Below are 14,669 nucleotides of genomic sequence, written 5' to 3'. Positions count from 1 at the left end.
GCCTTCACGCACTTCGGCTCAGATGTCCTCGACCGGGTTGGTCAGGGTGCCGATGCCTTCGATGGTGATCGAGACGCTCTGGCCGCCCTCGATCGGGCCGACGCCCTCCGGGGTGCCGGTGAGGATGATGTCGCCGGGCAGGAGCGTCATGACGCCGGAGACGAACTCGACCAGCTCGGGGATCTTGTGGACCAGGTCGGACGTGCGGGCGTCCTGCTTGAGCTCGCCGTCGACCTCGGCGGTCAGGGCCAGGTCGGCGGGGTCGATCGACGTCTCGATCCACGGCCCGAGCGGGCAGAAGGTGTCGAAGCCCTTGGCGCGGCCCCACTGGCCGTCGGACTTCTGCAGGTCGCGGGCGCTGACGTCGTTGGCGATCGTGTAGCCGAGGATGACGCTCGCGGCACGCGCCGCGGGGACGTTCTTCACCGGCTGCCCGATGACGACGGCCAGCTCGCCCTCGAAGTCGACGCGGCCGACGCCCGACGGGCGCCGGATGGGCGCGTTCGGGCCGATGACCGTCGTGGACGGCTTGAGGAACAGCATCGGGTCGGCGGGCACCTCGTGGCCGAACTCCGCCGCGTGCTTGGCGTAGTTGCGGCCGACGGCGATCACCTTCGACGGCAGGATCGGCGCGAGCAGCCGCACGTCGGCCAGTGGCCACCGCTTGCCGGTGAAGTTCGGCTGGCCGAAGGGGTGCTCGGCGATTTCGAGGACCTGGGCGTCGTCACCGTCGCCTTCGATCGAGGCGAACGCGACACCACCGGGATGAGCAATACGGGCTAGGCGCACGCAGCCAGTCTACGTGCGCCCTCGTCCCTCGCTCAGGCCACGGTGGTGCTCTTGTGCACGAGCGCGTCACACAGCGCCAGCCAGCTGGCCTCGACGATGTTGCCGTGCACGCCGACCGTGGTCCACTCGCGTTCGCCGTCGGTGCTCTCGACCAGGACGCGCGTCACCGCGTCGGTGCCGGGGTGGCCCTGGAGGATCCGGACCTTGTAGTCGGCCAGCTCCACACTGTCCAACCAGGACAGGTGCGGCGACAGCGCCTCCCGCAGGGCGGCGTCGAGGGCGTGCACCGGGCCGATGCCCTCGGCGGTGGCGATGACGCGCTGCCCGCCGACGTGCACCTTGACCGTCGCCTCGGCGCCGACCTCGCCGTCGGAGCGGTGGTCGAGGACCACGCGGTAGGACTCCAGCGCGAACGGGGCCTCCACCGGGTCGTCGGCCTCCTGGCGCAACAGCAGTTCCAGGGAGGCGTCGGCGGCCTCGAAGGACCAGCCTTCCGCCTCGAGGCGCTTGACCTTCGTGATGGCGCTCGTGAGCGCCTCGGGCCGGCCGGCCAGGTCGACCCCGAGCTCACGTCCCTTGAGCTCGAGGCTGGCCCGGCCGGCCATCTCGGTGACCAGTACCCGCATGTCGTTGCCGACCGAAGAGGGATCGATGTGGTTGTACAGCAACGGATCCACCTTGATCGCGCTCGCGTGCAGTCCCGCCTTGTGGGCGAAGGCCGACGCCCCTACGTAGGCCTGGTGGGTGTAGGGGGCGATGTTCGCGATTTCGGCAAGGGCATGGGAGACCCGGGTGAGCTCGGCGGCGCCTCCGGTCGGGAGGACGTCGAGGCCGAGCTTGGTCACGAGGTTCCCGGTCACGGCGAACAGGTCGGCGTTGCCCGCCCGTTCCCCGTAACCGTTGGCGGTGCACTGGACGTGCGTCGCGCCGGCCTGCACCGCGGCGACGGAGTTCGCCACGGCGCAGGAAGTGTCGTCCTGGCAGTGGATGCCGAGCCGGAACCCGGTCTTTTCCTTGATGTTCCGTACGGTCTCGGCAAGACCGAGCGGAAGCTGGCCCCCGTTGGTGTCACAGAGCACGAGAACGTCGGCCCCCGCATGGGCGGCGGCGTCGAGGACCTTGAGCGAGGTTTCGGGCGAATACGCGTAGCCGTCGAAGAAGTGCTCGGCGTCGAGGAAGACGCGGCGCCCCTCCTTGACGAGGAACCCGACGGTGTCGCGAACCATGGCGCAGGCCTCGTCGACGTCGACGCGCAGGGCCCGCTCGATGTGCCGGAGGTCCGATTTCGCGACCAGGGTGACAACGGGAGCTTCACTGTCGAGCAGCGCCCGCACCTGCGGATCGGCATCGGCGGTGGTGCCGGCCTTCCGGGTCGCCCCGAAGGCGACGAGCACGGCGTGGTGCAGCTTCAGCTCGCCCTTCGCGGCCCGGGCGAAGAATTCGGTGTCCTTCGGCAGGGCCCCCGGCCAGCCACCTTCGATGAACCCGACGCCCAGCTCGTCCAGCAGCCGCGCAACGGCCAGCTTGTCCTGGACGGAGTAGGTGATGCCTTCCCGCTGCGCACCATCCCGCAGGGTGGTGTCGTAGAGGTGAAAGGCATCGCCCAGCGGCGTATCGGCGGGCTCCTGGCGGGTCACGGGCTTCTCCTAGCGTTTCGGGGCAACAAAAAAACCTCCCGCAGGGTGCGAGAGGTTGCGCGCCGGGGGCTCTTGTGGAGCTAGCGTCCGGCGCGCTCGGCGATAATGATCGCGAAGGTGGTGGTCACGGTCGCATCATGCCACAGCGCCGGCGGGTGAGTCCAGAAGCTGGGCCAAGCTCCCACTATCCGGGAATCCAGCGGGAGGACGGGCCCCGCCCGTCCCTGGGGGCTGACCCCGGTCCAGTTTATCGCCGAGGTCCGACAGAACCGGTTGGAAAGCCTTTCGGCGGCCCGGTTGTCCACATTGCGGCCGGGCTGTGGACAACTCCGGGCGCTGCGGTCCGGCGTGCGGCCGGACCCGTGCAGCCGGACCACCGGTGTGGCCGGACCCGCGCGGCCCGACCCGTGCAGCCGGCCCCGTGCGGCCGGACACGAAAAAGCCCCGCACCAAAGCGCGGGGCAATTCCGAACCGAAACTCAGCCGGCAGTACGAACGTTCGAGGAAACCAAAGCAGCCAGCCGGTCCCCAATCGCCTGCGTAGCCCCCGGCGAAGACTGATCCCGCGTAGCGAGATCGAAGGCCACCGAGGCCTCGATCCGCCGGGCTGCCTCCTTCTGCCCGAGGTGGTCCAGCAGCAGCGCCACCGACAGCACCGCGGCCGTCGGGTCGGCCAGGCCCTGGCCCGCGATGTCCGGTGCCGAACCGTGGACCGGCTCGAACATGCTCGGGTTGCGGCGGGTGATGTCCAGGTTGCCGCTGGCCGCCAGGCCGATTCCGCCCGTCACCGCCGCCGCGAGGTCGGTGATGATGTCGCCGAACAGGTTGTCCGTCACGATCACGTCGAACCGGGACGGGTCCGTCACCAGGTGGATCGTCGCCGCGTCCACGTGGGAGTACGCGACCGTCACCTCCGGGTGCTCCAGCGAAACCTCTTCGACGATCCGCGACCACAGCGAACCCGCGTATTCCAGCACGTTCGTCTTGTGCACCAGCGTCAGGTGCTTGCGCGGGCGGGCCTCGGCGCGGGCGAACGCGTCCGCGACCACGCGGCGGATGCCGAACGCCGTGTTGACGCTGACCTCCGTCGCGATCTCGTGCTCGGTGTCCTTGCGCAGCAACCCGCCCGTGCCCGCGTACGGGCCTTCGGTGCCTTCGCGCACGACGACCATGTCGACGTCGCCCGCGTCGGCCAGCGGTCCCCGGACACCCGGGTACAGCCGCGCCGGGCGCAGGTTGACGTGGTGGTCCATCTCGAACCGCAGGCGCAGCAGCAGGCCGCGCTCGAGGATGCCGCTCGGCACCGTCGGGTCGCCGACCGCGCCCAGCAGGATCGCGTCGTGCTGGCGGAGTTCGCCGAGGACCGACTCCGGGAGCAGCTCGCCGGTCGAGTGCCATCGGGCGGCGCCGAGGTCGTAGTTCGTGATCTCCGCCGTCGGTACTACCTCGCCGAGCACCTTCAGCGCCTCGGAGACCACTTCGGGCCCGATCCCGTCTCCTGGGATCACCGCGAGCCGCATCCACACACCTCCGTCGACCGGACCACCGGCCGCACCGATGGCCCACCGCAACAAAACGCCAGCAGCCGGAAGGTTACCGGCCGTAGACAAACGGCCGTAGCCGCACCACCCTTATGCCGCATCCTCCCGCAGGGTGAGACACCCGATCGGGTGAATTAGGACGGGGCGTCCCCGGCGGGAACCCGCCGGAGACGCCCCTGGTCCTGCGCAAATCGATCTTGCCGGGGACTAGCGGGAACCCGCCCCGATCGGCTGACGCCCGGAACCCGCCTGGGCGTCCACCTTGACCACGTTCGCCCGGTTGCCCGCGGCGTTGTGGTGCTCGATGGCGAGCAGCCCCATGGCGTTGTCCGCCGCGGCCGACGCCGCGTTGCGCGTCACGACCAGCGCCGTGCCCGGCTTCGCGACGTAGCCCAGCGCGGCGTCGCCGCCACCCTGGACCGTGTAGCCCGGCGCGAGCACGTCGAACGACAGCGGCGTGCCGACGTAGTCGACCAGCCCGTTCGTCGAGCCCGGCGCGACGTAGAACCCGCTGACGCCCACCGTGTACGAAATGCGGTGGCTGTCGGCGTTGGCGTCGATCCCCAGCGCCGCCACGGAAACCGGCAGCGTGATCACGTTCGTGTCGAACACGTTCGTGTCGACGTCGCCGAGCTGGCCGTTGACCGCCTGGACGTCCACGGTCGGGTAGCCCGGCTTCAGCGCGACCGTGGTGGCCAGCAGCACGTCGGTCGACGTCGCCTTGGTCACGTAGGTCTCGAAGTCCGGCTGCCCGTCCCCGGTCGTGTCGATGTCGACGAACGGCGAGGTGTTGCTGCCGATGTTCGCCCAGTCGCCCCAGGTGGTGAGCCCGAACGCGAGCAGCGCGTTCTCCGGCTCGCCCTGCGCCTTCGCCAGCGGCGCGGTGGACGCCGCGCCGATGTAGCGGAGGTCGCCGCCCTTGGCCGTCTTGTTCAGCGTGCAGTCGGTGACCACGTCCGCGTCGCACTCGGGCAGCTGCGGGGACTCCGCCTGCAGCTCGAGCACGCTGATCAGCGAGCGGTACCGCTGCGCGCCGCTGCCCTGGTCGACGCCCTTGCCGGTCAGGTTCAGCACGGCCTGGGTGGCGTCCGGGGCGAACTTCACCGACGGCGGCGTCGAAATGCTCGAAACCGGCTTCGGCGCGGCGTAGACCGAAACCCGCAGCGGCACCTTCGTCCCGCTCTTCGGCGTGAAGGCGACGCGGCCCGAGGCGTCGGCGACGAACTGCCGGGCCAGGCCGGCCTGGGTGGCCTGCATGGTCGGGTCCATGACCTTGCGCAGCGCCTTCGGGTCGGTGATCTTCAGCGTCACCTTCACCTTCGCGGTGCCGCGCGGGGTCAGCTTCACCGTGGACTTGTCCACTGTGTACTCGACGCCCGGCAGCGCGTTGACCGCCTGGTACGCCACCGAGTACTCGGCCGGCGTGACACCCTTGTTCACCAGCTTGATCGTCTTCGCCAGCGTCACCGGGCCGCCCGCCTCGACGGTGCCGAAGCTGACGGTGACCGCGCCCGGGTCGTCGGCCACGTAGGCCAGCACCTGGTTGTCCAGCGCCGCCTTCGCGTCGATCCGGCCGCTGCCGACGCGCTGCGGCGCGTAGGTGTGCCCGGCGCCGTCGGTCACGTCGTGGCCCGCGGTGTCGATGACCGCCGCCTTGACCTCCTCGACCGACCAGTCCGGGTGCGCCTGGCGGATCAGCGCGGTGATGCCCGAGGTGTGCGGGGCGGCCATCGACGTGCCGGACAGCACGGTGCGGCCGTTGCCGCTGCCGCGGAACGCCGAGGTGATCGTGTCACCGGGCGCGGCGACGTCCGGCTTGACGGCCGGGCCGCGGGTGCCGCGCGAGGTGAACGAGCTCGGGGTGTCCACGATCGTCTTGTCGTAGGTCTGGATCGACGCGCGGCCGGTGCCGAACAGCCGGACCTGCAGCGTGCCCGCGGTCAGCGCCGGGCGCAGCGACGCCGCCGCGGCCCCGGTGAACTGGAACATCGGGACGGCCGCGTTGCCCGCGATGCCGGCGCTGAAGTGCTCCAAAGTGGACGAAAGGAGCGCGCCCTTCGCCCCGGCGGCCTGCGCGTTGTTGGCGCGGGCGGCCGATCCGCAGGCACGGGTGGAGTCGTTGTCGTCCCACTCCAGCCAGACGATCTTGCCCGCGGCCTTCGCCTTGTCCTCGGCGGAGTACGGCGCGCAGCCCGCGGCGTTGGCCGCCGACAGCGCGACCACCGGCGCGGTCACGTCCAGCGTGTCGTACCCGGCGTAGTTCTGGCTGTACTGCCCGGTTTTCTTCCCCGCGACCGTGGCCGGAGCCTTGACCTCGGCGGCGTCGCGCAGGATGCCCGCGTCGCGCGTGCTGGCCACGGTGAGCGCTTCCGGGGTGTTGCCGGGGGACCCGGCGATGTCGTTGATGTCGCCGCCGTTGCCCGCCGAGATCACCGGCAGCACGTTGTTCGCGGCGAGCTTGCGCACGAACAGCGAGTCCGGGTCGTCCGGCGCGCCGAAGTCCGAGCCCAGCGACAGGTTGACGATGTCGAGGTGGTCGGTGAAGTCGCCGTCGCCGTCCGGGTCCAGCGCCCAGTCCAGCGCCTGCGAGGTGACGTTCGTCGACCCCGTGCAGCCGAACACCTTGATGGCGTAGAGCAGCGACTTCGGCGCCGTGCCCGGGCCGATCTGCATCGCGTCGACCTTCTTGGCGTCCAGCTTGGCGTAGTCGCCCTTGAAGGTCTTGCCGTCGGCGGTGACACCGAAGCCGCCGATGGTGCCGGCGACGTGCGTGCCGTGCTCGCCGCAGGCCAGCGGGTTGGGGTCGGGCTTCGGGGTGGCCTTGGCGGGGGTCGCGGCGTCGTAGTCGTCGCCGACGAGGTCGGTGCCGCCGACGACCTTGGCGCTCGGGAAGAGCGGGGTCGGCTTGGTGCGGTCGACGCCGGCGTAGGCGGCCTGCGTGCCGGGACCGCCGAAGTCGGCGTGGGTGTAGTCGATGCCGTCGTCGATGACGCCGACGCGGATGCCGTCGCCGAAGCGGCCGGTCTGCTGCCACGCGGCGAGGGTGTTGGTCAGCTGCGCGGCGCTGGCGTTGGTGCGGGTCTTCGGCACGACCGTGCGCACCGCGACGACGTCGGCCCGCTTCGCGACGTCACGCAGCTTCGCGGCGTCGGCGGTGACGACCACGCCGGGAACGGCGTTGGCGGTCTGCGTGACCACCTGCGGCTTGGCGTCGGCCGCGCGCAGCTGCCCGACGACGGAGTCCACCGCGGCGGCGGTGTCGGCCTTGGCGGCGCGGGCGGCCTGCTTCGCCCGCTCCTTGCCCTGCGGCTGGGCGGTGGCGAACGCGTCGACGGCGGGCTTCTTCGCCAGCTCGACGAACGCGGTGACGCGGCCCTGCGCGGCGCCGAGGCGCGGCGAGATCTTGCCCTGCAGCTTCGCGTCGTCGATCTTCGCGGGCGAGACGCCGTCGGCGAGCGGAGCGTCTGCCGCGTGCGCAGCCGGCGTCCCCAGCGCGGCGGCCAGTACCACGGCGAAGGCCGCCGTCGTGGCGCGCGCGGGTAAGCGGGATCTGCTCATGAGTCGGCCCCTTACTCGAGGTCTGGACCCGAACCTGCCTGCCGCTCCGGAAACCCCCGACGGTGAAGCGCGGCGCAGCGCCGTGCCCTCGACGACGCGTGGTTCGACCTCGCGGGGTGAACCTAATGCCCGAAAAGGCCTACTTCCGTAGGCAAAGGAGTCCGTTATGCGAATGTGATTGCACGCGAAGGCCCCCTCGACGGCGGTCGAGGGGGCCTTCGATGCGTTACGTCAGTTGAAATCCACCGCGCGGATCGTGTGCGCCCCGACCGAAGCGCCGATCGGCTCCAGCAGGTGCGCGTCGATGTGGCGGTCGACGCGCAGCAGCATCACCGCGTCGGAACCGTCGGTGGTCTGGCTGATCTGCGCGGCCTCGATGTTGATGCCCGCCTCGCCGAGCAGCGTGCCGACGCGGCCCATCACGCCGGGGCGGTCCGGGTACTCGACCAGCAGCACGGTGCCCTCGGCCCGCAGGTCGAAGCCGCGGCCGTTGACCTCGACCAGCTTCTCGACCTCGTCCTTGCCGGTGACGGAACCGGACACGGTCAGCACCGCGCCGTCGGCGTGCACCGCGCGCACCGTGACCAGGCTGCGGAACTTCGGGCTCTCCGGCTCGGTCTCCAGCTCGACCTGCACGCCCAGCTTCTCCGCCAGCTGCGGCGCGTTGACGAAGGTGACCTGGTCCTCGACCACGCCGGTGAACACCCCGCGCAGCGCGGCCAGCTGCAGCACCGAGGTGTCCTCGCTGGTCAGCTCGCCCTTGACCTGCACGGTGACCGACGTCGGCGACGTCGGGTTGAGCGCGGTCAGCAGCTGGCCCAGCTTCTGGGTCAGCGACAGGTACGGGCGGACGTGCTCGCCGACCGCGCCGCCGCCGGTGACGTTCACCGCGTCCGGCACGAAGTCGCCGCGCAGGGCCAGCAGCACCGACTTCGCGACGTCGGTGCCCGCGCGGTCCTGCGCCTCGGCGGTCGAGGCGCCCAGGTGCGGCGTCACGACGACGTTCTCCAGCTCGAACAGCGGGCTGGAGGTGGTCGGCTCCGACTCGAAGACGTCGATGCCGGCGCCGCCGACGTGGCCCGAGCGCAGCGCGTCGGCCAGGTCCTGCTCGACGATCAGGCCGCCGCGGGCGGCGTTGACGACGATGACGCCCGGCTTGGTCTTCTTCAGCGCCGCGGCGTCGATGAGGCCCTTGGTCTCCGGCGTCTTCGGCAGGTGGATGGAGATGGCGTCGGCGCGGCCGAGCAGCTCGTCGAGGGTGACCAGCTCGATGCCCAGCTGCGCGGCGCGCGCGGCCGAGACGTAGGGGTCGTAGGCGATGATCTTGGTGTCGAAGGCGGCGAGGCGCTGGGCGAACAGCTGCCCGATCTTGCCGAGGCCGACCACACCGATGGTCTTGCCCTGCAGTTCGACGCCGGAGAACGCGCTGCGCTTCCACTCGCCGCCGCGCAGGCTCTGGTCGGCGGCCGGGACGCGGCGCGCGACCGACAGCAGCAGGGCGACGGCGTGCTCGGCGGCGGAGACGATGTTCGACGTCGGCGCGTTGACGACCAGGACACCGCGCTCGGTCGCGGCGGGCACCTCGACGTTGTCCAGCCCGACACCGGCGCGGGCGACGACCTTGAGCTGCGAGGTGGCCGCGAAGACCTCGGCGTTCACCTGGGTGGCGGAGCGGACCAGGAGCGCGTCGGCGCTCTTCACCGCCTCCAGCAGCGCGGACCGGTCCGTGCCGTCGACGTGCCGGACCTCCACCTCGTCACCGAAGACGCTCAGCACGGAGGGGGCGAGCTTCTCCGCGATGAGGACGACGGGCTTGCTGGGCTTGCTCACGATGCGGCTCCCACTATCTGGTCAATTCCCGGACGCTCTGTGTCGACAAGACGGCCTCAGCACGCCGTTGTGCCCCGGTCGAGGCGGAGTTTAACCCGCTGGCGGGCCCCCTGGCTTCCCGCGGTGTTAACTCGCCCGTAATCCCTCGAAAACAAGAGCGAGCAGGCGCTGCATGCCCCCTTCGCCGGGCAGGTGCCTGCCCGCCCAGGATGCCGCGTGCAGCAACAGAAGCAGCTCTTCCGCCGTGACGTCCCCGCGGAGTTCGCCGGCGGCTTTCGCGCGTTCCACCAAGTGGGAACCGGCCTCGCGCATCGCGTGGCAGGAAGCGTACAAGCGGGACGATTCGTCGTTGAGCGCGTCGGCGGTCAGTTCCACCAGGCCGCGGAAGGTGCCGGTGGCGTCCCCCAGCCCGGCGAGCCAGTTCTGCAGCGCGGCGAGCGGCTCGGCGTCGGCGAGCAGCTCGCGGGCGCGCTCGGCCTGGGCGTCGAACCGGGCCCGCAGGAGCGTCTCGAGCAGCGCGTCACGGGTCGGGAAGTGCCGGTAGAGCGTGCCGATGCCGACGCCGGCGCGGCGCGCGATGTCTTCCAGCGACGCCTCGACGCCGTGTTCGGCGAAGGCGCGCTGCGCCTCTTCGAGGAGGCGCTCGTAGTTGCGGCGGGCGTCCGCGCGCATCGGTTTGACGTCGGTCATCGCGCTCCCGACCTTACCCGCTAGCCAATCGGAGGCAGCCTCCGTATATTAACCGGAGGCAGCCTCAACTTACTGGAGGGACGCGAGGATGACCTTGCTCGAAGACACCCGCGCACGGCTCGGCGCGATCGGCGCCTGGCTGCCGAGCGCGCCACTGGCCCCACCGCCGGACGTCGAACGCGCAGCGACCCGGCGGCTCGCCGGGCTGGGCTATCGCTCGGTCTGGAGCGGCGAAGGACCCGGGACCCGCGAGGTGTTCGCGCACTTCGGCGATCTGCTCGCCTCGGTGCCGGACGTCGTGCTCGGCGCCGGCATCGCCAACGTCTGGCTGCGGCCCGGCCGGACCGCCCGGAGGGGCGGGGCGACGCTGGCCCACGCCCACCCGGGCCGGTTCGTGCTCGGCGTCGGCGTCGGGCACGCCTTCCAGGCGGCGGCACACGGCGAGCAGTACCGGCCGGTGGACCGGATGCGCGCCTATCTGTCCGAAATGGACGCCGACGCGGCGGAAAACCCGTCCCCCGTGCCGTTTCCGCGCGTACTGGCCGCGGTCGGGCCGCAGATGCTGGCCCTGTCCCGCGACCACGCCGACGGCGCGCACCCGTTCGCCCAGCCGGTCTCGCACACGGCGTACGCCCGCGAGATCCTGGGCCCCGGCAAGCTCCTGATCCCGCAGCAGACCTTCCTGCTCGGCACGCGGGAGGACGCCCGGCAAAGCGTGCGGCGGCGCGTGGCACAGTCGCGGGAACACCGGGTCCGGGCGTATCTCGCGGGCTGGAAACGGCTCGGCTACACCGAAGCCGACATCGACGGCCCGAGCGACCGGCTGGTCGACGACCTGGTGCTCTGGGGCGACGCGAAGACCATCGCGAAACGCCTGGACGAGGTCCTCGACGCGGGCGCGGACCACGTGCTGCTGACGCCGTCGGCACCGACCTTCGAGTCCACTGTGGACGCACTGGCCGAGCTGGCCCCGGCGGCGGTCCGGTGAGCGTCGGGATCTGGCGGTTCTTCGACGGCGCCCCCATCGGTGTCCTCCGCGAAACGGCCGCCGAGGTTGAGGAACTGGGTTTCGCCGCGATCTGGTTCGGCGAGTTCGGCGGACGCGAGGCGTTCACGCAGGCTTCACTGCTGCTCGCGGCGACGTCCCGGCTGACGGTCGCCACCGGCGTCGCCCGGTTCGACCAGCGTTCCCCGCTCGCCGCGGAAGGCGCCGTCCGGGCACTGGGCGAGGCCTACCCCGGCCGGTTCGTCGCGGGCCTCGGCGGGCACCGGCCCGGCGCGCGGCCGCTGGCAGCGCTGCGCGAATACCTGGACGGCATGGACGCGGCCGAGCTGCCGGGACTGCCGCAGCCGTCCCCGCGCCCGCTCCGCGTGCTCGCGGCGCTGGGGCCAAGGCTGCTGGATCTGGCGGCCGAACGCGCCGACGGCGCCCACCCGTACTTCGTCCCGCCGGAACACACGGCGCTGGCCCGCGAACGGCTCGGCCCTGGCAAGTACCTCGCGGTCGAGCAGGCGGTGGTGCTCGACCCCGCGCCCGAGGCGGCCCGCGAGCACGTCGGCCTGTACGTCCGGCAGGCACCGCACCACCAGGCGAACCTGCGCCGCCTCGGCTTCACCGACGCGGACCTGGCAGGCGGCGGTAGCGACCGGCTGGTCGACGCCATCGTCGCGACCGGCGAGCAGGCGGCGGCCGACCGGATCCGCGCCCACCTCGACGCGGGCGCCGACCACGTCTGCGTCCAGGTCCTGGCCCGCAAACCGGACTCGTACCGCAGGCTGGCCGACCTCCTCCGCTAGACAACCGGAGTCTGTAGTCCGTATCGTCGTAGGCGGACTACAGACTCCGTTTCGTCTTCTGGGAGGCCCCCTTGACCACACCCCGCGACGTGTTCGCCGCCCTGTCCGACGGCATCAGCGAAGGACGGTTCGGCGAGCTTTCCGCGCTCTACGCCGAGGACGCCGTCGTCGAACACCCCCAGGCCGTGCCGCGGCCGACGCGCCTGACCGGCCGCGCGGCGGTCCATGAGCGCTTCACCGGCGTCCTCGCCGGGGCGCTGCGGCTCAAGCGCAAGAACGTGGTCGTCCACGAGACCACGGACCCCGAAGTGATCGTCGCCGAATACGGCTACGACGCCGAGTCGGTGGCGACCGGCCGGACCATCGAGACCGCCAACATCCAGGTGCTGCGCATCCGCGACGGCCTCATCGTCCATTCCCGCGACTACCACGACTACCTGCGGCTGGCCGTGATCCGCGACAGCGTCGGCCAGGTGGCAGCGGGGTACGAACAGGCGCCGCCGCGCGAACTGTCCCCCGTCACGCCGAAGAGCGGCGACACGGTCTTCGAGCGGCTCGTGCACGGCGCCGCCGCCGGGCACTGGGACGACCTGCCGGAGCTGTACGCGGAAGAAACCCACGTCACGCACCCGTTCCTGCCGGGCTCCGGCGTCCTGCGGACGCGCGACGAACTGCGGGAGCACTTCGCGGCGGGGAAGGCGCGGAACTTCCGCTTCGATGTCGCGGACCTGGTCACCTACCAGGGCACGGACCCGGAGGTGCTGATCGGCGAGTTCGCCTACCAGGGCGTGCACGACGGCCGCCCGGTGCGGATCGCCAACATCTTCGCGATGCGGATCCGCGACGGCCTCATCGTCGAATCCCGCGACTACGGCGACCACCTCGGCGTCGCCGGCGACCTCGGCAGGATCCCCGAGCTGGCCGCGAAACTGACCGCCTAGGCCTCGCCGAGGTCGTCGAACTCGCCGTCTTCGACGCCCTTGCGGAACGCCTCCCACTCGGACGGCGTGAACACGAGGATCGTGCCGTCGACGTCCGGCGACCGGCGCAGCGCGACATAGGTGACGCCGTCGGTGTGCTCGATGAACGCGTACTCGGCGACCTCGTCGAGCGTGACGCCCTCCGGCTCGGCCCGGATCCACTCCGCCCGCGAGAAGTCCAGGTGGTGCCGGATGTGCGCCTTGTCGTCGGTCATGCGGCCAGCGTAACGAGACGCCGAAGGGGACGCCCGCTGCCAGCGAGCGTCCCCTTCGGGCGCGGGAAAATCAGGCGGTCTCGGTGATCGGCCGGTCCACCCACGACATGAGCGAACGCAGCTTCTTGCCGGTCTCCTCGATCGGGTGCTGGTTGCCCTGCTCCTCGAGCTTGGTGAAGTTCGGCCGCCCGGCCTCGTCCTCGGCGACCCATTCGCGGGCGAACGTGCCGTCCTGGATCTCGCCGAGGATCTTCTTCATCTCCTCCTTGACCGCCGGCGAGATGACACGCGGGCCGCGGGTCAGGTCGCCGTACTCGGCGGTGTCGGAGATCGAGTAGCGCTGGCGCGCGATGCCGCCCTCGTACATGAGGTCGACGATCAGCTTCAGCTCGTGCAGCACCTCGAAGTAGGCGATCTCCGGGGCGTAGCCGGCCTCGGTGAGCACCTCGAAACCGGTCTGCACCAGCGCGGACGCGCCACCGCAGAGCACGGCCTGCTCGCCGAAGAGGTCGGTCTCGGTCTCTTCCTTGAACGTCGTCTTGATGACGCCGGCGCGGGCGCCACCGATCGCGGCGGCGTAGGAGAGGGCGAGCGCCTGGGCGTTGCCGGAGGCGTCCTGCTCCACGGCGATGAGCGCCGGGACGCCCTTGCCGTCGACGAACTGGCGGCGGACCAGGTGGCCCGGGCCCTTCGGGGCGACCATCGCGACGTCGACGTTCGACGGCGGCTTGATCAGGTCGTAGCGGATGTTGAAGCCGTGCCCGAAGAAGAGCGCGTCGCCGTCCTTGAGGTTCGGCGCGATGTCCTGCTCGTAGATGAAGCGCTGCTTGGTGTCCGGCGCCAGGATCATGATCAGGTCGGCCTCGGCCGACGCCTCGGCCGGGGTGAGCACGCGCAGGCCCTGCTCCTCGGCCTTCGCCCGCGACTTGGACCCCTCGGGCAGGCCGATGCGGACGTCGACGCCGGAGTCGCGCAGGCTCAGCGAGTGGGCGTGGCCCTGGCTGCCGTAGCCGATGACAGCGACCTTGCGCCCCTGGATGATCGAGAGGTCGGCGTCGTCGTCGTAGAAGATTTCCACTGCCATGGGGGTTACTGCTTCCTTTCCTGACTTACAAAGACTTCGCTAGCGGGGCGAGGTTGCGGTGATCGAGCGGGCGCCGCGGCCCACCGCGACCATGCCGGACTGCACCAGCTCGCGGATGCCATAGGGCTCCAGCATGCGCAAAAGGGCACTGATCTTGTCCGACGTCCCGGTCGCCTCGACGGTGAGCGCCTCCGGGGACACGTCCACCACCTTCGCACGGAAGAGCTGGACGGTTTCGAGGACCTGGCTGCGCACGGTGTTGTCGGCGCGGACCTTGACCAGCAGCAGTTCGCGCTGCACGGCGGTCGACTGCTCCAGCTCGACGATCTTGATCACGTTGACCAGCTTGTTGAGCTGCTTCGTCACCTGTTCGAGCGGTAGCTCTTCCACGGCGACCACGATCGTCATGCGGGACACCTCGGGGTTTTCCGTGGGCCCGACGGCGAGGGACTCGATGTTGAACCCGCGGCGGGAGAACAGCCCCGACACGCGCGCGAGCACACCGGGCTTGTTCTCGACCAGGACACTCAGCGTGTGGACGCTCATCT

General features: G+C 70.9%; 12 protein-coding genes. 3 read left to right on the top strand and 9 right to left on the bottom strand.

Translation table 11 applies throughout. The annotated features are described in order from the left end of the window. Positions 1–18: 18 nt before the first annotated feature. The 6 genes from ABJI51_RS05035 to ABJI51_RS05010 form a co-directional block, all read right to left on the bottom strand. Positions 19–789, bottom strand: coding sequence for a fumarylacetoacetate hydrolase family protein (locus ABJI51_RS05035; protein WP_348947771.1), 771 nt, complete (start codon positions 787–789; stop codon positions 19–21). Positions 790–821: 32 nt separating this feature from the next. Then, positions 822–2,426: a citramalate synthase gene (cimA, locus tag ABJI51_RS05030; protein WP_348947770.1), complete on the bottom strand. Its 1,605-nt coding sequence runs from the start codon at positions 2,424–2,426 to the stop codon at positions 822–824. A 479-nt stretch (positions 2,427–2,905) separates the two neighbouring features. Then, entirely contained in the window at positions 2,906–3,946 is a 1,041-nt protein-coding gene (locus tag ABJI51_RS05025) for a 3-isopropylmalate dehydrogenase (protein ID WP_348947769.1), read from the bottom strand. A 228-nt stretch (positions 3,947–4,174) separates the two neighbouring features. Continuing rightward, complete coding sequence (locus ABJI51_RS05020; protein ID WP_348947768.1) at positions 4,175–7,525, bottom strand: S8 family peptidase; 3,351 nt, start codon at positions 7,523–7,525, stop codon at positions 4,175–4,177. Positions 7,526–7,756: 231 nt separating this feature from the next. Beyond that, positions 7,757–9,355, bottom strand: coding sequence for a phosphoglycerate dehydrogenase (gene serA / locus ABJI51_RS05015; protein ID WP_348947767.1), 1,599 nt, complete (start codon positions 9,353–9,355; stop codon positions 7,757–7,759). A 126-nt stretch (positions 9,356–9,481) separates the two neighbouring features. Further along, a complete protein-coding gene (locus ABJI51_RS05010) occupies positions 9,482–10,045 on the bottom strand; it encodes a TetR/AcrR family transcriptional regulator (protein ID WP_348947766.1) in 564 nt (187 codons plus the stop codon). Between the two features lie 88 nt (positions 10,046–10,133). Here ABJI51_RS05010 and ABJI51_RS05005 point away from each other — a divergent pair, with 88 nt between their 5' ends. The 3 genes from ABJI51_RS05005 to ABJI51_RS04995 all read left to right on the top strand — a co-directional run bounded on the left by ABJI51_RS05005 (position 10,134) and on the right by ABJI51_RS04995 (position 12,783). Next, positions 10,134–11,033, top strand: a complete 900-nt coding sequence (locus ABJI51_RS05005) for a TIGR03620 family F420-dependent LLM class oxidoreductase (protein WP_348947765.1) — start codon at positions 10,134–10,136, stop codon at positions 11,031–11,033. After that, positions 11,030–11,842, top strand: a complete 813-nt coding sequence (locus ABJI51_RS05000) for a TIGR03620 family F420-dependent LLM class oxidoreductase (protein ID WP_348947764.1) — start codon at positions 11,030–11,032, stop codon at positions 11,840–11,842. The genes ABJI51_RS05005 and ABJI51_RS05000 overlap by 4 nt, the downstream gene beginning before the upstream one ends. A 71-nt stretch (positions 11,843–11,913) precedes the next feature. Then, a complete protein-coding gene (locus tag ABJI51_RS04995) occupies positions 11,914–12,783 on the top strand; it encodes a nuclear transport factor 2 family protein (RefSeq protein ID WP_348947763.1) in 870 nt (289 codons plus the stop codon). Here ABJI51_RS04995 and ABJI51_RS04990 read toward each other — a convergent pair. The 3 genes from ABJI51_RS04990 to ilvN all read right to left on the bottom strand — a co-directional run bounded on the left by ABJI51_RS04990 (position 12,780) and on the right by ilvN (position 14,667). After that, positions 12,780–13,037 carry a DUF397 domain-containing protein gene (locus ABJI51_RS04990; RefSeq protein WP_348947762.1) on the bottom strand — a complete coding sequence of 86 codons (258 nt, stop codon included), beginning with the start codon at positions 13,035–13,037 and terminating at the stop codon, positions 12,780–12,782. The two genes, ABJI51_RS04995 and ABJI51_RS04990, sit on opposite strands and share 4 nt — an antisense overlap. 70 nt (positions 13,038–13,107) lie before the next feature. Further along, positions 13,108–14,121 (bottom strand): ketol-acid reductoisomerase, encoded by a 1,014-nt coding sequence (gene ilvC / locus ABJI51_RS04985; protein WP_072481185.1) that lies wholly within the window; start codon positions 14,119–14,121, stop codon positions 13,108–13,110. A gap of 39 nt (positions 14,122–14,160) precedes the next feature. Next, positions 14,161–14,667 (bottom strand): acetolactate synthase small subunit, encoded by a 507-nt coding sequence (gene ilvN / locus ABJI51_RS04980; RefSeq protein ID WP_348947761.1) that lies wholly within the window; start codon positions 14,665–14,667, stop codon positions 14,161–14,163. Positions 14,668–14,669: the final 2 nt, after the last annotated feature.

It is taken from the genome of Amycolatopsis melonis, from assembly GCF_040064235.1.
Lineage (GTDB): Bacteria > Actinomycetota > Actinomycetes > Mycobacteriales > Pseudonocardiaceae > Amycolatopsis > Amycolatopsis melonis.
Note: the sequence above shows the minus strand (reverse complement) of the source record. Positions and strands in the feature narration are given on the sequence as shown.